Genomic DNA, 18,202 nt, shown 5'->3' with positions numbered 1-18,202 from the left:
CGCGACCTGGGTCGGGAGGCATACTTTCTCGTCCCATGAGCACGCGAAGCACGGAGCCCGGGTCCGCCGACCGACCCACGATCGTCTACGACTCCTTCGCCGGCCGCTTCAGCGACAGCCCCCGCGCGCTCCACCGCTGGCTGCGGGAGAAGGTGCCGGCGCACCACGTCTGGCTGGCCGACCCGGCGCACGCCGACTCCTTCCCCGCCGACGTGACGACGGTCCCGTACGCCTCCGCGGAGGCGGTGGAGGCGTTGGAGCAGGCCGACCTCGTGCTGGCCAACACCCACCTCGAGATCGAGTGGCGCAAGCGCGCCGGCGCGACGTACCTCCAGCTGTGGCACGGCACGCCGCTCAAGACGGTGCACCGCGACGTGCGCTGGGCGCCGCCCGGGCGGCTGGACTGGCTCGACCTGGACATCGCGCGCTGGGACCACCTGCTGTCGCCGAGCCCGGCGAGCACGCCGCGGCTGCGCAGCGCGTTCCGCTGGGAGGGGGACGTGCTCGAGCTGGGCTACCCGCGCAACGACGTGCTCCAGCCGCCGCGCGTGGACGAGGTCCGGGCCCGCACCCGCTCGCTGCTCGGGCTGGCCGACGACGAGACGGTCGTGCTCTACGCGCCCACGTTCCGCGACCGGTTCTTCGCCGACCCGTCCGCGCCGCCCCTGGAGCTGTCGCTCGACCTCCCGAAGCTGGCCGCCGACCTCGGGCCCGGCGTCCGCCTGCTCACCCGCGTCCACTACTTCATGACCGAGAGGCTGGCCCCGTTCGACGTCCCCGGCGTCGTCGACGTGTCGCGTCACCCCGACATCGCCGAGCTCTACGCCGCGGCCGACGTCCTCGTCACCGACTACTCGTCGTCGATGTTCGACTTCGCCGTGACCGGCAAGCCGCTGGTGTTCTACGCCTACGACCTGCCGACCTACCGCGACGTGGACCGCGGCTTCTACTTCGACCTCGAGCCGGTGGCGCCCGGGCCGGTGGTGGCCACGCAGGAGTCGCTGACCGCGGCCCTGCGGGACCTGCCCGGGGTCCGCGCCCGCTTCGCGAAGCGCTACGCGACGTTCCGCACGACGTACTGCGTCCTCGACGACGGTCACGCCACCCGGCGCGTGGGCCGCTTCGTGCGGGAGCGGCTGCTCGCGGGGCACGCGACCCGCTGAGCTCTGCCGGAGGGTTCTGTCGGAGGGCTCGCCTAGGTTGTCGGCGTGGCGGGCGGCGGGAGCACGGTGGGGCTGGGCGACGTCCTGTCCCTGCTGCGCCGTGACGCCGCCTTCGACCCCGGCACCCGGCGGCGCGGGCAGGAGTACGCCTCGACCGGCCGCGTCTCGCACGTCAACCACGAGTGGGACGGCGGCTCGCTCTTCGCGTCCGGGCTCGTGAACGGCACGGTGCCCTACCGCGCCTCGATCGTCGCCGAGCGCGCCGGGCCCGGCCGGGTCGAGCTCCGCACCACGTGCACCTGCCCGGTCGCCTTCGACTGCAAGCACGTCTTCGCCCTCGTCTGCGCGCTGTCGGACTCCCTCGGGCAGAGCCGGCGGCCCGACTGGCGGGCGGTGCTCGACGACGTCCTCGACGAGGTCGCGCCCCGCGCAGCGGAGCAGACCCCGGCCGTCCCCCTCGGCGTGGAGCTGGTGCTGCCCAAGCCGCCGGCGCGCAGCCGCTGGGGCCCCGCCGAGGCGGCGCTGCGGCTGTGGGTGCGCCCGGTGCGCCGCGGGACCAACGGGCGCTGGGTCCGCCGGGGGGCCGAGTGGTCCCGCATCGGCACCGACCCGTACGCGCCCGCCTGGAGCCGCGCGCCCGAGCCGCCGCAGGCGCACCCCGACGACCTGCAGGCGCTGGCCGAGCTCAAGTCCGCGCTCCTCGGGCACCGCGGCTACCTCGGCGCGAGCTCCGACGCCCTCGACCTGCACGGCGCGGGCCCCGGGCTGTGGCGCGCCCTGGGCCGGGTGGTCGAGCGGGGGATGCCGCTCGTCGCGTCCGAGCCGGAGGCCGAGGTCGCCCTGGCCGAGGACCAGGCGACGGTGATGTTCGACGTGCGCCGCGACGACGGCGAGGTGGTGGTCAGCGCCGGGCTCGCGCTCGACGGGGTGGCGTACGGCTCGGCCGACGTCGCGACGATCGGCGAGCCTCCGCACGGGGCCGTGCTCCGTCGACGCGACCCCTCGGGCGCCACGCGGCTCGTGCTCGCGCCGCTCGCCGCCCCGGTTCCCACGTCCGTCCGGACCTGGATCGACTCGGGCACGGACCTGCGGGTCGACGCACCGGCCGCGCCCGAGCTGCTCGGGGAGTACCTGCCGGCGCTCGCGTCGTCGGTCACCGTGACGTCGCGCGACGGTTCCGTGGACATCCCGGGGCCGGCGGTGGTGACCCTGCGCGGGGAGGCGACCTGGGCCGACGACGGCCAGGTCGAGCTGGTGTGGCGCTGGCTCTACCGCCGCGGCGAGCAGGTGCAGCAGTTCCCGGTGGACGAGCGGCCGGACGCCGTGCGCGGCTGGCGCGACCGGGCGGCCGAGGCGGCGCTGGTCGAGCGCGTGCGGGGCGACGAGGAGCTCGACACCCTCCTCGGCCTGGGCCTGCGCGGGCCCGGCACCCTCACGCCCCGGCTGCGGCTGCGCGACGTCGAGGCCATGCGCTTCGCGCAGCAGCACCTGCCGCGGCTGCAGGCCCACCCCGACGTCGAGGTCGTCACCAACGGCGCGCCGCCGCAGTTCCGCGAGGTGACCGGCGTGCCGCAGGTGCAGTTCCACCCGCGCGGCGCGGCCGAGCGCAAGGACCACACCGATTGGCTCGACCTGGAGGTGCTCGTCTCCGTCGAGGACGACGAGCTCGGCACGGTGTGGCTCGGGCTGCCGACGGTGCTGAAGGCGCTCGCGACCGGCCAGACCGTGGTGATGCTCCGGCCCGGCGCGTACGTGAACCTGGACCGCCCCGAGCTCGACCGGCTCGCCCGCCTGGTCGAGGAGGCGCGGGCCTTCGCCGACCGGCGCTCGCCGCTGCGGCGCAAGCAGGACGAGGCCGCCGCCCGGGTCGACGACGAGGACGACGTCGTCCGGATCAACCGGCAGGCCCACGGGCTGCTGGCCGAGGTCGAGGAGATCGGGGCGACGCAGGGCCAGCTCGCCGAGTGGGCAGCCGCCTCGGGGGCGCTGCGCCGGCTCGTCGAGAGCGGCGCCGACCTGCCCACGGAACCGCTGCCCGCCGGGCTGCGGGCGACGCTGCGGCCCTACCAGCACGAGGGCTACCAGTGGCTGAGCTTCCTGCGGCGCCAGGGGCTGGGCGGCGTGCTCGCCGACGACATGGGCCTGGGCAAGACGGTGCAGACGCTCGCCATGATCGCCCGCGCCCGCGAGGAACCGGCGGCGCAGGACGGCGAGGCCGAGCGGACCCCGTTCCTCGTCGTCGTGCCGTCCAGCGTCGTGGCGACCTGGCAGTCGGAGGCGGAACGGTTCACGCCCGGCCTGCGCCTCGAGGCGGTGACGAGCAGCGCGGCCCGGCGGGGACGTTCGGTCGCCGAGCTCGTGGCAGGGGTTCCGCGAGCGCCAGCGAGTGGAACCCAGCGGGGGGTGTGGGGGGTCGTCCCCCCTCAGGACACAGCGCCGGACGTGGTCGTCACCACCTACACGCTGCTGCGCCTGGAGGCCGACGCGTACGCCGCCGTGCGCTGGGCGGGGCTGGTGCTGGACGAGGCGCAGGCGGTCAAGAACCACCGCAGCAAGACCTGGGCGGCGCTGCGCGACGTCGACGCCGGCTGCCGCTTCGCGATCACCGGCACGCCGCTGGAGAACAACCTCATGGAGCTGTGGTCGATCCTCTCGCTCACCGCGCCGGGGATCTTCCCGTACGCGGAGGCGTTCCGGACCACGGTGGCCCAGCCCATCGAGCAGCACGCCGACCCCGACGCCCTCCCGGCGCTGCTGCGCCGGATCCGGCCGGTCGTCCTGCGCCGCACCAAGGACCTGGTCGCGGCCGACCTGCCGCCCAAGCAGGTGCAGCTGGTCGAGGTGACGCTGTCCCCGCAGCACCGCCGGATCTACGACACCCACCTGGCGCGGGAGCGGCAGCGCCTGCTCAAGCTGCTCGACGACCCCGACGGGCTGGAGCAGAACCGCATCACCATCCTCGCCTCGCTGACCCGCCTGCGGCAGCTCGCGCTCGACCCGGCCCTGGTCGACCCGGTGCACGAGGGCACGGGCTCGGCCAAGGTGGACGAGCTCGTTGCGCGGCTGACCGAGCTGGCGGCCGAGGGGCACCGGGCGCTGGTGTTCAGCCAGTTCACCCGGTTCCTCGGCCGGGTGCGGGCGCGGCTCGACGAGCAGGGCATCGCGTACGCGTACCTCGACGGGAGCACGACCCGGCGGGCCGAGGTCGTCGACGCCTTCCGGCGGGGGAGCGCGCCGGTGTTCCTGATCAGCCTCAAGGCGGGCGGTACGGGGCTCAACCTCGTCGAGGCCGACTACGTCTTCGTCCTCGACCCCTGGTGGAACCCGGCCGTCGAGGCGCAGGCCGTCGACCGGACGCACCGCATCGGCCAGACGCGGCCGGTCATGGTCTACCGGCTCGTGTCCGCCGACACCGTCGAGCAGAAGGTGGTCGCGCTGTCGGCGCGCAAGGCCGAGCTGTTCGCCAGCGTCCTCGACGGCGAGGTCGAGCTCGGCGCGGCCCTCACCGCCGGCGACCTCGCGGCGCTGGTCGGCTGAGGGAGGGCCGGTCGCTCAGCCCGCGTCGAGGACGTCGCGCCAGGAGTGGCTCGGCGTCCAGCCGAACAGCGCGCGCATCTTGGTGCAGTCGAAGGCGGAGCGGTGGTCGTCGTGGTCGGGCGCCACGCGGTCGTAGCCGGCGTAGTGCTCGGCCATCAGCTCGCGCAGCCCGCGCACCGCGCGGGTGTCGGCCGCCGCGATGAGGCAGACCTCGTGGCCGGTGCTGGTGCCCTCGAGCGCCGCGCGGTAGGCGGTGCCGACGTCGCGCGCGTCGATGTAGCTCCAGAAGTTCGCGCTGCTCAGGCTCGGGTCCGCCCACTCGTCCCGGAACCGTGCGTAGCCGTCGGGGTCGATCACGTTGTTGATGCGCAGCCCGACCCAGGCCGTCGAGGGGCTGGCCAGCGCGACCGAGTCGGCGACGACCTCGCTGATGTACTTGCTCAGCGCGTACGCGTTCGGCGAGGGGCGGCGCTCGGACTCGTCGAAGGGGATCCGGTCGGGCACGACGCCGTCGGTGAGCAGGCCGGTGGCCATCTCGCTGGAGGCGTAGACGACCCGGGCGACCCCGAGGTCGCCGGCGGCCTGCAGCACGTTGTGCGCGCTGAGCACGTTGTTGTCGAACACCCCGACCCGCGCGTGGCCGCTGGGAGAGGGGTTGGCCGCCAGGTGCGCGACGCCGTCGGGCCGGAACTGCGCGAGCGCGTCGTACACCTGCCCGGCGTCGGTCAGGTCCACGGCGCAGAACTCACCGGGCAGGTCGTGCTGCGGCGCGGGCGCGAGGTCGACGTTCACGACCTCGTGGCCCGCCTCCGCCAGGTCGCGCACCACCCAGCGCCCTGCTCGTCCGTTGCCTCCGGTCACGACGACTCTCATGATCACGGAGCCTGGCACACCGAGGGGCGTGCGTGGTGCGGCGACCGCGCTGTGCGCAACCTGTGCGTGTCCGGAGCCGCCCGGGCACCCGTCGGGCCTGGCCTCGCGTTGCCGGGATGGAACCTGAACGGGCAGGTCCGGGCGGCGAAGGAGTGAGCGGTCGATGGGCCTGATCAGCTGGGAGTTCCCCGTCCTGGTCGGGGTGGTGGCGCTGCTCGTCCTCGCCGGTCTCGTGGTGCTCTGGCCGCGGCTGTCGCGCACGGGCGTGCTGACCGTCCTCGGGCGCACGGGCGGGATCCTGCTCGTCAACGTGCTGGTGGTGCTCCTGGCCGGCGTGCTGCTGAACCGGCAGTTCCTCTTCTACGCCAGCTGGACCGACCTGGCGAACAGCTTCGGAGGTGCCCCGAAGGCGGCCAGCATCACCAAGGGCGGCGACGCCGGCGGCGCTGCGGCGGCGCGGCTGACCGACCGCGCGGGCCGCTCGATCACGGTCGCGCCGCCCCGGAAGCTGCCGGCGCTCCCGGGCTCCGGCTCCCGCTTCACGTACACGGTCAAGGGCCGGGCGAGCGGGATCACGAGCACCGTGGTCGTCCGACTCCCGCCCGGCTACGACCCGGCCTCGGCGCGGCGCTACCCGGTGCTGGAGACGTTCCAGGGCTACCCTGGCCAGCCCACCCAGTGGCTCGACGTCCTCCACCTCGGGCAGGCCGTCGACCAGGCGTCCGCGGCGGGCAAGCTCGTCGCGCCGATCATCGTGTCGCCGCAGACCGAGGTGCCCGTCGGCGTGGACTCCGAGTGCGTCGACGGCGGCGGGAACAACCCCAAGGTCGAGACGTGGCTGACCACCGACGTGCCGAACTGGGTGGTGGACCACTTCGCCGTCCGCACCGACCGCCAGTCGTGGGCGACGATCGGGCTGTCCGCGGGCGGCTGGTGCGCGGCCATGGCCGCGATGCGGCACCCCGGGACCTACTCCGCGGCGGTGGTCATGGCGGGCTACTTCACGCCGTGGTTCGGCCCGTACTACCGCCCCTTCGAGCCGCGGACCCCGCTCGGGCGCGCGTACGACCTGCTCACGCTCGCGCACCGGAACCCGCCGCCGATCGCGATGTGGCTGGAGACCTCGCACGCCGACCGCGACTCCTACCCGACGTCGGCCCGGTTCCTGCGCGACGTCCGGCGCCCCACGGCGGTCAACGCCACCGTCCTGCAGGACGCGGGGCACCGGATGAGCGTCTGGGTCCAGCTGCTGCCGGGCGCGCTCACCTGGCTGGGGACCACCGTGCCGGGGTTCCAGCCGGCCGGCTAGCCGTCCTCGGGTTGGTGGTCCTGGTCGTCGCTCGCTGAGCGAGGTCGACCTGCTCCGTCCGGCCCGGCACCACGAGGAAGAGGCACCCTCGGACTTGTCCGAAGGTGCCTCTTGCTGGTGGGCGATACTGGGATCGAACCAGTGACCTCTTCCGTGTCAGGGAAGCGCGCTACCGCTGCGCCAATCGCCCGAGGTGGAGACGGGATTTGAACCCGTGTACACGGATTTGCAGTCCGTTGCCTCGCCTCTCGGCCACTCCACCAGGGGGAACTACTTCTCCCCAACGGGGTGGGCGAGACTCGCTCCGAGCGGACGACGGGATTCGAACCCGCGACCCTCACCTTGGCAAGGTGATGCTCTACCAACTGAGCCACGTCCGCATGCGCCCTGGCTGGTCTCCCGGCCTGCTCTCCCTGCCGGTTTCCCGTCCGGGGCGCGAGAGAAGACACTAGCCGAGGCCGGGGCGGGAGTCCAAACGTCTCACGTCTGCGCGTGTCCTCGCGTCGTGGCGTCCGCCACACCGGCCCCCTGCCTAGGCTGGCCGGATGCAGCTCGACCGGGACGCGTCCGCCACCGAGGTCGGGACCAGGCCGACCGTCTGGATCGACGGGCACCTGTACGCCGACGCCCGCGACGCGCGGGTCGGCGCCACCGACCACGGGCTCGTGGTCGGCGACGGCGTCTTCGAGGCGCTGAAGGTCACGCCGGAGGGCCCGTTCGCGCTGCGCCGCCACCTCGACCGGCTGGAACGGTCCGCCGTGGCCATGGGTCTGCCCACGCCCGACCGGGACGCGATCCGGGACGGGGTCGACGCCGTCCTGGGCGACCGGACGTTCGCGCACGGCAAGATCCGGATCACCTACACCGGCGGCGACGGCCCGCTGGGCTCGCAGGCCGCGTACGGCGTCCCCACGCTCGTGGTCGCGGCCGCCGCCACCGACCACCCGCCGGCGAGCACCGACGTGGTCACCGCGCCCTGGCGCCGCAACGAGCACGGCGCGCTGACCGGGGTGAAGTCGACCTCGTACGGCGAGAACGTCCGCGGCCTGGCCTTCGCCCGCGCCCACGGCTGCGGCGAGACGATCTTCCTGAACACCGCCGGGGACGTCTGCGAGGGCACCGGCACCAACGTCTTCTGCGTCTTCGGCCGCGAGGTCGTCACCCCGCCGCTCAGCGCCGGGTCGCTCGCGGGGATCACCCGCGAGCTGCTGCTCGAGTGGGTCGACGTCACCGAGCGCGACCTCACGCTGGAGGAGGCGCTGAGCGCGGACGAGGTGTTCCTGACCTCCTCGCTGCGCGACGTCCAGCTCGTCGAGCGCTGGGACTCCCGCGCGTTCACGGGCCTGGGCGCGGTCACGGCTGGGCTGGCCGGCCTGTTCGCGGAACGGTCGGGCGCCGACCTCGACCCCTGATCCCACGGCGACGAGGTGGCCGTCCGGATCAGGTATGGTGATGCCCGCCCTCCGGGGCAGCGGGGGCGATTGGCGCAGTGGTAGCGCGCTTCGTTCACACCGAAGAGGTCACTGGTTCGAACCCAGTATCGCCCACCCGCCCGCAGGTCCGCCTCGCCGCGTGACCGCGCCGTACGACCCGACCGCGTCCCCCTTGGGTGGACTAGCCGGCCGACTTCCACAGGCCTAGCATCGCGCCACGCGATCTCGGGGGAGGCGCGATGGCAGGGCGACGACGCGCCTGGCCGGGGGTCTCCGGCCGCCCTCGTCGCGCGGGTCGACGTGAGGTGACCGTCGTCATCGGCCTCGGTGCGGCCGTCCTGGTCCTCATCGCCCTGTCGGCCGCCGTCGCCAGCCACTCGGTGGCCCGTGAGCAGGCGCTCGACGAGGCGGAGCGGACCACCCGCCGGATGGCCGACCTCGTCGTGGCGCCGCTGCTGGCCGGGTACGTCGCCCACGACCGTGACGACGCCGACGACCTGGTCGAGGCGGTCCGGGTCCGCAAGGCCGACGGCTACCTGGACGACGTGGTGGTCTGGTCCGACGACGGCACGGTCGTCTTCTCCGACCGTCCCGAGGAGGTCGGCCGTCGTCCGCAGCCCACGCCGCGCAACGTCGCCGCCGCACTCGCCGGACGCACCACCTCGATGCTCGAGGACGACGCCCCGGAGCCGCGCCGGGTGGGCGGCACCGAGGACGACCAGGACGGCCCGCCCCGCTACGTCGACGTCGTGGTCCCGCTCCGCGTGGCCGGCCTCACCCCGCTGGCGCTCGAGGCGTACTACGACTACGACCGGGTGGACCGGGTCGCGGACGACCTGCTGCGCCAGTCGCTGCCGCTCGTGGTCGTGCCGCTGCTGACCCTGCAGCTCGTGCAGGTCCCGATCGTCGTCTCGCTCGCCCGCCGGCTCGTGCGGCACGAGGCGGAACGCGCCCGGCTGCTCGAGCGGGCGCTCTCGGCCTCCGACCGGGAGCGGGCGCGCCTCTCGGCCGACCTGCACGACGGCCCGATCCAGGACCTGGCCGGCCTCGGCTACGCCGTCGGCGCGATCGCGCCCGACGTGCCCGAGCGGCACCGGGCGCTGATGGCGCAGGTGCAGCAGACCCTGCGCGAGGCGGTGGAGAACCTCCGTGGGCTGATGGCGGACCTCTACCCGCCGCACCTGGGCGGGGCCGGCCTCGACGAGGCGCTCGCGACCCTCGTCGCCCCTCTGCGGGAGGCCGGGACGGACGTGACGCTGCACGTGGGTGAGCTCGGTCCGCTGGGGGACGACACGACCGTCGCGCTGTACCGGGTCGCCCGGGAGGCCCTGGCCAACGTGACGAAGCACGCCCGCGCCTCCCACGTGGAGGTGAGCGCGGAGCGGGTCCCGCCCGCGCACGGTCGGGGTCTCGTCCGGCTCGAGGTCGGCGACGACGGCGCGGGGATCGACCCGGCCCGGCTCCACCGGCGGCGCGACGAGCACCTGGGCCTGCGCCTCGTCGGGGACCAGGTCGCGGCGCTGGGCGGTCGCCTCAGCGTCGCGCCGCGGCCTGGAGGGGGGACCCGCGTGCACGTCGAGCTGCCCGTCGGCGAGGTGGGTGAAGGCGTACCCAAACCCCCCTGACGAGCCCCTTCGACGGCGCTACCGTGAGGTGGACAGATTTTTCGGGGGGGAAGTCATGTCGACTGGTCCACGTGCCACCGCGACGACGGTGCTCGTCGTCGACGACCACCGCAGCTTCGCCGAGCTCATGCTCGGCGCGCTGGAGGCGGCCGGAGGGTTCCGCTGCCTCGGCAGCGCCACGACGGCCGAGGAGGCCGTGCGTCTGGCCGCCGAGCTCAGACCCGCGGTCCTCGTGACCGACATCGCGATGCCCGGCACCGACGGGCTCGAGGCGTGCCGGCGGGTCCGGGCGTCGAGCCCCGAGACCGCCGTCGCCGTGGTCACCGCCCACCAGGGCGGGGAGTGGGTGGCCCGGGCCGCCCGCGCCGGGGCGTCGGCCTTCATCCCGAAGGGCGGCCCCCTGAGCGAGCTGGTCGCCCTGCTCCGCGAGGCCCGCCCCGGTCCGATGCGCGTGGCCCCGTCGGCGCTGCCGTCGGACCCGCACGCGACCGGCACCCGGTCCGGGCTCACCCCGCGCCAGCTCGAGGTGCTGGGCTACCTGGCCCTCGGCCTCGAGCCCAAGAGCATCGCCGCGGTGATGGGCATCAGCGTGCACACCTGCCGCGGCTACCTCAAGACGGTGTACGCGGCCCTGCACGCCAGCAGCAGGATCACGGCGCTCAACCGGGCCCGGGAGCTGGAGCTGGTCTGACCCATGGCCGGTCAGGTGGGCGGCCAGGCGCACCCGAGGTCGGTGCTCGTGGTCGACGACCACCGCGCGTTCGCGGAGATGCTCGGCGCCGCCCTCGACGGCGTCGACGGGCTCGTCTGCGTCGGCACGGCGTCGACGGCCGACGAGGGCGTCGAGCTGGCCGCCCGCCTGCGGCCCGACGTCGTGGTGATGGACATCGAGATCGGCCACGACGACGGCCTGGCCGCGACGGCCCGGGTCCGGCAGGTCGCCCCGGGCACGCTCGTCGCCGTCTTCACCGCGCACGCGGCACCCGACTGGGTGGCCCGGGCCGCACAGGCGGGCGCCTCCGCCTTCGTCGGCAAGACGGGCTCGCTCGACGAGCTGGTGGGCGTCCTGCGCGGCGTGCGCGGGGGCCAGCTCGTGGTCGCGCCGTCGGCGTACCTGGTCGCGACCGGGCCGCCCTCGGAGCTCCCGGCGCCGGTCGCGCTGAGCGGTCGCGAGCGCGAGGTCCTGGCGCTGCTCGCCGCCGGCACCACGGTCCGCGACCTGGCGGCGGAGCTGGGGATCACGCTGGCGACCGCCCAGGGCTACGTGAAGTCGCTGCGTCGCAAGCTCGGCGCGGGCACCCAGCTCGACGCGGTGGTCAAGGCCCGTGAACGCGGGCTGCTCGACCACGACCGGTGAACCCCCGGACCCGCTCATCCGTGGTGGTGGTCGGCCTCGACCGCCGGGGCGTCCCCGCCGTCGACGCCGTCGAACCAGTCGGGTGCGGCCCCGACGACGCCGAGCGCGCCGACCGCGACGACGACGAGCACCGCCAGGGTCCGCCCGCCGCGGGTCAGGGCCGCCGCGGCGGCCCCGCCGCGCCGGCGCAGCAGCAGGAGCGCCGCGACGAGCGTGGCGAGCTCCAGCAGGCAGGCGACGACGTCGGCGACCCCGACCGCCTCCGGCTCGAAGGCCTCCGGCCCGAACGGCAGCCCCGCGGTCCGCGAGACCGTCCAGACGACCAGCGGCACCGCCGACACCGCGGCGGCGACGGCCGGACCGGCCGTCCCGGGCCGCAGGACGACGGCGGCCGCGACCAGCTCGGCCGCCGTCAGGACGACGAAGAACGTGCCGGCCGCCCACCACTCCTCGAGGTGCTCGGGGACCACCACCGCGTGCACGACGCCGGCACCGAGCAGCGCGGCGACGATCACCACCCGCAGGTCGCGCTCGCGCCCGCCCGCGGCGAGGGCCGGACCGGCGGACGAGGACCACCCCCGCCGGCCACCGGCGACGGCGGCGAGCCACGTCACGAGCACGGCGTTGGTGGCCAGGACGGCGACGCCGGTCCAGGCGACGGCACGGGCGTGCGCGGCGATGGTCATCCACTGCTGCCGCGCCTGGCAGCCCGGGTCGCAGTCGTGCTGCATGCCCTGCATCATCGACAGCCGCCCGCTCTGCAGGTGGTAGTCGTACGCCGAGCCGGTCGCGGCCAGCCCCACGGCCACGAGCGTCGTGGCCAGCACGACGCCCAGCCCGGCGAGGACGGCACCGCGCCGCGCCGACCGCCCGGGCTCCGGCCGCCCGGGCCCCGACCACCGGCGTACGGCGAGCAGCCCGGCGAGCGTTCCGGCCGCGAAGGCCGGGAGCATCGCCGTCGTGGTCCGCCAGTAGCTGGTGGCCGGCTCCTGGACGCGGGAGATGTCCCCGACGGCGGTGCGCAGCGTGGTCAGCCAGAAGCCGTCGGCGTAGCCCAGCAGCACGGCCAGCGTCACGACGACGGCCCAGGGCCGCAGCCGGTCGGAGGTCGAGGCGGCGGCGGGGGCCGCCGCGGCCTCGGTGCGCAGCGCGGTCACGGCGTGATCTCCCAGCCGAACATCATCGAGTGGTCCTCGTGCGCCAGGTTGTGGCAGTGGGCCACGTACTGGCCGGTGAAGTCGCGGAACCCGCGGTAGACGATCACCGACTCGCTCGGGTCGAGAGCGATGAGGTCCTCGCGCGAGACGTCGTCGGGGTGCGCGGTGCCCCCGCCCCCGGTGACGTCCTTGCCGTTGCGCATGACGGTGCGGTGCTCCTCCATGTGGAGGTGGAAGGGGTGGACCCAACCTCCACCGCCGTTGCGGATCTCCCACAGCGCGAAGCTGTTGACCTTCTGCTGCGCCAGCGGCGTCTTGCCGGCCGGGTTCTTCAGGCTCGTGGCCGGCGCGGCCGGGTCGAACGGTCGGCCGTTGACGAGCCACTCGGTCTCGCCGATCGTGCTGCCGCGCTGGACCTCGAAGACGAGCCGGTTGTCGAGCAGCGTCTTCCAGTTCGTGGGCAGCGGCGGCAGTGCGCGGAGCGGCTGGTTCGACGGGGGCACGACGCTGTCGTCCGCGGCGTCGTCCCCGATGACGAACTTGATCACCGGCACCTTGTAGCGCGGGTCCGGGGAGAACCGCTTCGAGGCCGTCCACATCCTCCCGTCGGGCATCTTCATGGTGTTCGTGAGGTAGATGACGTCGCCCTTCTTGGTCGGGCTGCCGTCGACGTAGCGGGTGAAGTCGATGATCATCTCGCGACGCTTGGCGGGCCAGAGCTCGAAGTTGTCGCGCTTGACCGCGAAGGGGAGCAGGCCGCCGTCGGAGGCGATCTGGGTGAACTGCATGCACTGCTGACCGTCCGGGATGCGGTACTGGCCCTGCAGCTCGTCGCCGCCGTAGCCGAGCGACACCGCGCTCTTCGGCCCCTGCGTGGAGCTCATCAGCGTGAAGTCGTAGATGCGCGAGATCGAGGCGTCGAGGAAGCGGAAGCGGTACTTGCGCCGTTTGACCTCCATCACGGGGTACGCGGTGCCGTTGACGGTGAACACGTCGCCCACGAAGCCGTGGTTGGGGAAGTGCTTGTAGAAGGTCTTGCCCCACCACTCGGGGTGCGTCTTCGGGTTGCCGGCGGCGGGGAAGTCGCCCTCGCCGTCGTGGATGTCCTTGTGCGTGGTCACGCCGTCGTCGAAGCGGAAGTCGGAGAACGCCAGCGGGATGTCGTAGTCCACCTCGAACGACCCGTCCGAGTTGTCCTTGCGGACCCCGGGCAGCCGCAGGCCCTGGCGCTCGTCGCCCATGTCGAGCCCGCCCTCGGGGTCGTAGATGGGGTAGAGCCCGACGAGGCCCTTGTAGACGTTCGACCCCGTCTGGTCCATCCGGTGGTCGTGGAACCAGAAGAAGCTCTGCTTCTCCCGGGAGTCGCCGCCCGCCGGCCAGTTCAGGTAGAGGTTGTCGCAGAACATCCCGGGCCGGTAGCCCTCGTGCTTCGGGCCGTTCCGCATCGCGTAGTGCGGGTTGCCGTCGCTCTCCGGCGCGGTGTGGCCGTTGTGGAGGTGGGTCAGGAACGACAGGTCCTTGGTGCCGAAGTCCTGGCGGTCGAGGCCGTACGGGTTCTCGTCGAGGTGGTTCTCGAAACGCACCAGCACCGGCTTGCCGTACTCGGCGTTGATCATCGGGCCGGGGAACGTGCCGTTGAACCCGTAGATCGTGCTCGGCGGCAGCTTGCGCGTCGTCCCCGCCGCGTAGGTCTTGCCGTCGGCGTCGTAGGAGACGATCGGGCGGCCGTTCTTGTCGATGGGTAGCACGTCGGAGGTCGTGAAGGTGTGCGGCGCGACCCGCAGGTCGAACTTGTAGACGACCGGGTCGGCGTAGCCGACGTCGCTGCACCACTTCTGGTGCCTCTCGTTGCCCAGCGAGTTCTGCTGCCCGTCGCCCGGGCCGGGCGGCTTGGCCCAGCCGCTGTACTCCGACCGGCTCTCCGGGCGCGCTGGCTTCGGGACGGGCAGCTCGTCGTTGAACGGCTTGAGCACCAGGGGGCTGGTCGGGAACACCTCCAGGTAGACGAGGTCGGTGAGGCCCGCCGCCGCGGCGGAGAACAGGCCGTCGGAGGACAGCAGCCCCCGGTCGGCCAGTGAGGGCCCGAGCGTCGCACCCGCGCCGGCGAGGGCGACGCCGCCGATCCCGAGGGCGCCGAGCCGGAGCGCGGCGCGCCGGCTCAGCACCCTCGGCGGGGGCGCCTCCTCGGTCGGGGTCGGGTCGAGCTCCGCGAAGCCGGGGTCACCGGGCAGCAGCAGGGTCTTCTCGTCGGTCATGTCCGTGCTCCTCCTCGTCCCGGCGCTCAGCCGTTGGCCACGGTGAAGGGCCCGGCCTGGCCGCCGTTGCTGGAGCGCACGAAGACCTGACCCGGGTTGGTGGTGGGGACGTTCGTGCGGAGCCGGACGTCGTACGTGGTGCCGGTCGCCGGCGGCACGGCGGTGGTCAGCGGCTGGTTGACCATCCCGGTGAAGGCGGTCCCGGGCTCGAGCACCCCCGTGGTGGTGTTGCGCACCGCCCTCAGGACGGTCACCGTGCCGCTGGTCGCGGAGCTGGTGCCGATCACGCGGAAGTCGCCCGCCTTCCACTTCGCCGTGGTGATCGTGACCGACTCCGTGGTGACGACGCGGACCTTGGCCGACTCCGGGCTGGACCCGCCGGCGTTGACCGCCCTGACGCTGAACTGGTAGGCCGTGGAGCCGCCCAGGTTGCCGACCGTCTGGCTGGTCCTCGTCGTCTCGCCGGGCTGCTGCGCCGCCGGGAGCGGGGTCGTCCCGTCGGCGGCGTACGCGGTCACGACGTAGGACGTGGCGTTCGGGGTCGCCGCCCAGGTCAGGGCGACCGACGTGGTGCCGGGGGTGCCGGCCAGCCCGGTCGGCGCGGTCAGCCCGCCCGGCTGCGCGACGACCGGCAGCTTGTACAGCCCCTGGTCGACCGTGAGGTTGCCGGCGCGGTCGAAGGCCACGGCGTGGAGCTCCATGGGGGCCGCCGCCGTCCCGGTGACGGCGATCGGCTTGGTCGGGTCGTAGAGACGCGCCGTGTCGGAGGGCAGGTCACCGACGACGACCGAGCTGCCGTCGGTCGTGTAGTAGAGGTCGGCGCCGGTCTCACTGGTCAGCCGGACCGTCGTGGCCTCCACCGCCGAGCCGTCGGCGGCGGGCGCTGGGGCGAGGGCGAGCTGGGGCACCGTGGTGTCGCCCGGCGCGGGTGGCGGAGTGGTCGACGTGGGCGTGAACGGGTCGCCGAGACGGACCCCGGACAGGGCGCGCACCTCGAGGGCGTAGTCGGTGACGGCCGGGTCCACCGTCAGCGTCGCACTGGTCGTCGATGCGCCCACGCGGGTGCCGGTGGTCGCCCGCGGGCCGCCCGTCGTCGCCGCCGGGGCGAGCGCCTCGACGTCGTAGCCCGTGACGGCCGCGGCGTCCGGCACCGGGGTGGCCGGGGTCCAGGACACCTGCAGCTTCGTCTTGTCCGCCGAGCGGACGGCCGCGAAGCTGCCCGCGGGCGGGGGCTGGTCGGTCGGGCCGGCCGGGCAGCCGCCGAAGCCGGGGCCGCCGAACTCGCCGAACTCGGCGATGGTCAGGCCCTGCCGGTTGGCCGCGGCGTCCTCGACCTGCCAGGACATCAGCCGCTCGATGCCGGTGCCGGCCGTGGTCCGGGCCGCCGCCGGGTCGTCGAAGACGTAGGTGGCGGTGAACGTGGTGCCGTCGACCGCCAGTCCGGAGCGGTAGCCGCCCCGAGGCGCGGGCGTGAGCGGGCCGGGCACCGCCCGGACGTCGCGCCGCCCGACGAGGGCGACCAGGTCGGGGTTGACGATGCGCTGCTCGAGCTGGGCCGGGTTGACGCCCGCGCCGAGGTGGCCGGTGACCGTCACGGTCACCCCGTCGGCGCCGAGCCTCGCGTGGTCGGGGCCGACGGCCGCGTCCGCCACGGTGGTGTCGCCGGCGCCGGTCCCGGCGAACTTGATGGTCACCTTGTCGCCGGCCCGGATGTCCGGCGTGACCTTGAGCGACGTCCCGTTGCCCCAGCAGACGCCGCCCGGGTGGTTGATCTCGAAGGCGACGTCGCCCTCGGCCACGACGCCCTGCGCGGACCCGACGACCGTGGCGCCGCGGGTCACCTCGACCGTGGCGGTCTCGCCGATGTGGTCCTGGTAGCCCTCGATCGTCACGAAGTCGCGGTCGGGGAAGACCACGACGTTGTCCGGGAAGCTCGGCACGGCGGCGGAGGCCGGTCCCCCGAGGACGACGGCCAGCCCTCCCACCACCATCAGGCCGGAGACGCTCAGCGCTCCGACCCGGATCGTTGTCGTACGCCTGTTCCACATGGTGCCCCCCCGAGCACTCGGGCCCCGTCGCCGGAGCCGCAGATCGACCGTCGCCGGTCCCTGAGGGAATCCTGAACGCGGCGGGGCCGGGGGAGCAGCCCCAGACGGGGGGAGCGGCCTCCCCCTGTTTGAGGGGGTGCCGCGCCGGGGCGGCCGAACGAGCCCCGGCCGCCCGTTGCCGCGCGGAGCCGCCCGTCCTGGCGTCGCCCTCAGGTCGTCCGCAGGCACCGCCGCTCCATCGTGCGGCGCGGATTCCGCGTCCCCTTCTCGACGGGGTCGACGACGGCACTGCCCACCGACCCGACCCGGTCGTTCGACACCTTCACCCAGGCGGCCGACGAGAACGCCGACCCGCGGGTGCGCGCGGGCATCCACTTCCGCTTCTCGACCGACCGCGGTCAGGCGCTCGGGCGCGAGGTGGGCGCCTACCTCGTCGAGCACGAGCTGCGGCCGCGCTGAGCGCGGCCGGCCGGGCGGCTCAGCCGGAGACGTAGGTCTGCAGCTGGTCGCGCTCGAAGGCGAGCTCGGCCAGCTGGGACTTCACCACGTCGCCGATGCTGACGATGCCGGCCAGCGTGCCGGTGGGGGACAGCACGGGCACGTGCCGGACCCGCCGCTCCGTCATCAGCGCCATCACGCTCTCCACGCTGTCGGTCGGCGTGCAGGAGCAGACGAGCGACGTCATGATCGCGCTCACCGGCCGGTCGAGGAGGTCGGGCTCGTCGAGGTGGCGCACGACGTCCCGCTCCGACACGATCCCGGCGACCTGCCGGCCGTCGGAGGAGACCACCAGCGCGCCCAGGTCGTGGGCGCGGAGCAGGGCGACGAGCTCGGCCACCGTGGCGCCGGGCGGGGCGTGGACCACGTCGGAACCCTTGTGGGCCAGGACCTCGCGGATCTGCACGGCGCACCCCTGCGCAGGACGTTAGCGACGCCGACGGCCGCGCGCAGGTACGCGAAGACGCACCCCCGACGGCGGAGGACCCCGCCGGCTCAGTGCCGCGTCGGCGGCCGGCGCGAGCGGGGCAGGGAGGCGACGACGACCTCGTACGACCGCTCGACCAGCTCGGCGAGGTCGTCGTCCGGGATCGACCCGTCGAGGCGGAAGGCGTTCCAGCCCCAGCGCCCGACGTAGGGCAGCGCGGTCACCGAGCCGGGGTAGCGCTCGAGGAGCAGGTCGGCGGCCTCGCGGTCGCCGCACTTGAGCCCGATCGTCCGCGGCCCGTCGGCCGTGCTCGGGCGCAGGCCGCCGAGGAACGCGAAGATCTTGGGGCCGACCTTGGCCACGACCTGGCCCTCCCACGGCTCGTCGCGCCAGGCGCCCGGCAGAGCCAGGCAGTGCTCGAGCCAGGGATCGGGTCGCTGCGCGGGCTCCGTGCTCTGGGCCATGCCCCAGCCTCCCAGGACCCGGCACCCCGCGAAACGCAGGCGGCCCCGACCGGTCC

At 74.3% G+C, this 18,202-nt stretch carries 14 protein-coding genes and 4 tRNA genes; 9 read left to right on the top strand and 9 right to left on the bottom strand.

All coding sequences use genetic code 11. The features are described from left to right. Positions 1 to 35: 35 nt before the first annotated feature. Both BMY04_RS10490 and BMY04_RS10485 read left to right on the top strand, forming a co-directional pair. Positions 36 to 1,163, top strand: coding sequence for a CDP-glycerol glycerophosphotransferase family protein (locus BMY04_RS10490; RefSeq protein ID WP_091179494.1), 1,128 nt, complete (start codon positions 36 to 38; stop codon positions 1,161 to 1,163). Positions 1,164 to 1,208: 45 nt separating this feature from the next. Continuing rightward, positions 1,209 to 4,700 (top strand): DEAD/DEAH box helicase, encoded by a 3,492-nt coding sequence (locus tag BMY04_RS10485; protein ID WP_091179492.1) that lies wholly within the window; start codon positions 1,209 to 1,211, stop codon positions 4,698 to 4,700. A gap of 15 nt (positions 4,701 to 4,715) precedes the next feature. Here BMY04_RS10485 and BMY04_RS10480 read toward each other — a convergent pair whose 3' ends face one another. Beyond that, complete coding sequence (locus BMY04_RS10480) at positions 4,716 to 5,573, bottom strand: NAD-dependent epimerase/dehydratase family protein (protein ID WP_091179490.1); 858 nt, start codon at positions 5,571 to 5,573, stop codon at positions 4,716 to 4,718. Positions 5,574 to 5,736: 163 nt separating this feature from the next. Here BMY04_RS10480 and BMY04_RS10475 point away from each other — a divergent pair, with 163 nt between their 5' ends. Further along, entirely contained in the window at positions 5,737 to 6,882 is a 1,146-nt protein-coding gene (locus tag BMY04_RS10475; protein WP_091179488.1) for an alpha/beta hydrolase, read from the top strand. Between the two features lie 115 nt (positions 6,883 to 6,997). On the opposite strand, the gene BMY04_RS10470 is transcribed toward BMY04_RS10475, so the two are convergent. The 3 genes from BMY04_RS10470 to BMY04_RS10460 all read right to left on the bottom strand — a co-directional run bounded on the left by BMY04_RS10470 (position 6,998) and on the right by BMY04_RS10460 (position 7,262). Then, positions 6,998 to 7,072 (bottom strand) — tRNA-Val (locus BMY04_RS10470). Between the two features lies 1 nt (position 7,073). Beyond that, a tRNA-Cys gene (locus BMY04_RS10465) sits at positions 7,074 to 7,144 on the bottom strand. Between the two features lie 45 nt (positions 7,145 to 7,189). Next, positions 7,190 to 7,262 (bottom strand) — tRNA-Gly (locus BMY04_RS10460). Between the two features lie 165 nt (positions 7,263 to 7,427). Between BMY04_RS10460 and BMY04_RS10455 the strand changes: the two genes are divergently transcribed. From BMY04_RS10455 to BMY04_RS10435, 5 genes are all read left to right on the top strand, one after another. Further along, complete coding sequence (locus tag BMY04_RS10455) at positions 7,428 to 8,294, top strand: aminotransferase class IV (protein WP_091179486.1); 867 nt, start codon at positions 7,428 to 7,430, stop codon at positions 8,292 to 8,294. A gap of 63 nt (positions 8,295 to 8,357) precedes the next feature. After that, positions 8,358 to 8,429: transfer RNA gene (locus BMY04_RS10450), tRNA-Val, on the top strand. A 191-nt stretch (positions 8,430 to 8,620) separates the two neighbouring features. Further along, the gene (locus tag BMY04_RS10445) at positions 8,621 to 9,940 is read left to right on the top strand and encodes a sensor histidine kinase (RefSeq protein ID WP_139209820.1); all 1,320 of its coding nucleotides are present in this window, start codon (positions 8,621 to 8,623) and stop codon (positions 9,938 to 9,940) included. A gap of 55 nt (positions 9,941 to 9,995) precedes the next feature. Continuing rightward, entirely contained in the window at positions 9,996 to 10,631 is a 636-nt protein-coding gene (locus BMY04_RS10440) for a response regulator transcription factor (protein WP_091179483.1), read from the top strand. Positions 10,632 to 10,634: 3 nt separating this feature from the next. Next, complete coding sequence (locus tag BMY04_RS10435) at positions 10,635 to 11,297, top strand: response regulator transcription factor (RefSeq protein WP_091179481.1); 663 nt, start codon at positions 10,635 to 10,637, stop codon at positions 11,295 to 11,297. Between the two features lie 14 nt (positions 11,298 to 11,311). On the opposite strand, the gene BMY04_RS10430 is transcribed toward BMY04_RS10435, so the two are convergent. The 3 genes from BMY04_RS10430 to BMY04_RS10420 are packed head-to-tail and all read right to left on the bottom strand — an operon-like array spanning position 11,312 to position 16,700. Then, entirely contained in the window at positions 11,312 to 12,454 is a 1,143-nt protein-coding gene (locus BMY04_RS10430; protein WP_091179480.1) for a hypothetical protein, read from the bottom strand. After that, a complete protein-coding gene (locus BMY04_RS10425; protein WP_091179478.1) occupies positions 12,451 to 14,709 on the bottom strand; it encodes a multicopper oxidase family protein in 2,259 nt (752 codons plus the stop codon). The genes BMY04_RS10430 and BMY04_RS10425 overlap by 4 nt, the downstream gene beginning before the upstream one ends. Before the next feature lie 26 nt (positions 14,710 to 14,735). Next, a complete protein-coding gene (locus tag BMY04_RS10420; protein ID WP_170854074.1) occupies positions 14,736 to 16,700 on the bottom strand; it encodes a fibronectin type III domain-containing protein in 1,965 nt (654 codons plus the stop codon). Positions 16,701 to 16,997: 297 nt separating this feature from the next. On the opposite strand from BMY04_RS10420, the gene BMY04_RS10415 reads away from it, so the two are divergent. Then, entirely contained in the window at positions 16,998 to 17,216 is a 219-nt protein-coding gene (locus BMY04_RS10415) for a phosphatase PAP2 family protein (protein WP_091179475.1), read from the top strand. 19 nt (positions 17,217 to 17,235) lie between these two features. Here the strand turns inward: BMY04_RS10415 and BMY04_RS10410 are convergent, their stop codons facing one another. Both BMY04_RS10410 and BMY04_RS10405 read right to left on the bottom strand, forming a co-directional pair. Next, the gene (locus BMY04_RS10410; RefSeq protein WP_091179473.1) at positions 17,236 to 17,661 is read right to left on the bottom strand and encodes a CBS domain-containing protein; all 426 of its coding nucleotides are present in this window, start codon (positions 17,659 to 17,661) and stop codon (positions 17,236 to 17,238) included. Between the two features lie 89 nt (positions 17,662 to 17,750). Next, positions 17,751 to 18,146, bottom strand: coding sequence for an MmcQ/YjbR family DNA-binding protein (locus tag BMY04_RS10405; RefSeq protein WP_091179471.1), 396 nt, complete (start codon positions 18,144 to 18,146; stop codon positions 17,751 to 17,753). Positions 18,147 to 18,202: the final 56 nt, after the last annotated feature.

Source organism: Microlunatus flavus (assembly GCF_900110855.1).
Classification (GTDB): domain Bacteria; phylum Actinomycetota; class Actinomycetes; order Propionibacteriales; family Propionibacteriaceae; genus Microlunatus; species Microlunatus flavus.
The sequence above is the reverse complement of the archived record's forward strand: the minus strand, read 5'-3'. Positions and strand labels throughout refer to the sequence as shown.

Bases quoted from the DNA above. Each gene is read 5' to 3' on its own strand.
- BMY04_RS10490 (WP_091179494.1), top strand. From the start codon at position 36: ATGAGCACGCGAAGCACGGAGCCCGGGTCCGCCGACCGACCCACGATC.
- BMY04_RS10480 (WP_091179490.1), bottom strand. From the start codon at position 5,573: ATGAGAGTCGTCGTGACCGGAGGCAACGGACGAGCAGGGCGCTGGGTG.
- BMY04_RS10475 (WP_091179488.1), top strand. From the start codon at position 5,737: ATGGGCCTGATCAGCTGGGAGTTCCCCGTCCTGGTCGGGGTGGTGGCG.
- BMY04_RS10455 (WP_091179486.1), top strand. From the start codon at position 7,428: ATGCAGCTCGACCGGGACGCGTCCGCCACCGAGGTCGGGACCAGGCCG.
- BMY04_RS10440 (WP_091179483.1), top strand. From the start codon at position 9,996: ATGTCGACTGGTCCACGTGCCACCGCGACGACGGTGCTCGTCGTCGAC.
- BMY04_RS10435 (WP_091179481.1), top strand. From the start codon at position 10,635: ATGGCCGGTCAGGTGGGCGGCCAGGCGCACCCGAGGTCGGTGCTCGTG.
- BMY04_RS10425 (WP_091179478.1), bottom strand. From the start codon at position 14,709: ATGACCGACGAGAAGACCCTGCTGCTGCCCGGTGACCCCGGCTTCGCG.
- BMY04_RS10420 (WP_170854074.1), bottom strand. From the start codon at position 16,700: ATGGTGGTGGGAGGGCTGGCCGTCGTCCTCGGGGGACCGGCCTCCGCC.
- BMY04_RS10405 (WP_091179471.1), bottom strand. From the start codon at position 18,146: ATGGCCCAGAGCACGGAGCCCGCGCAGCGACCCGATCCCTGGCTCGAG.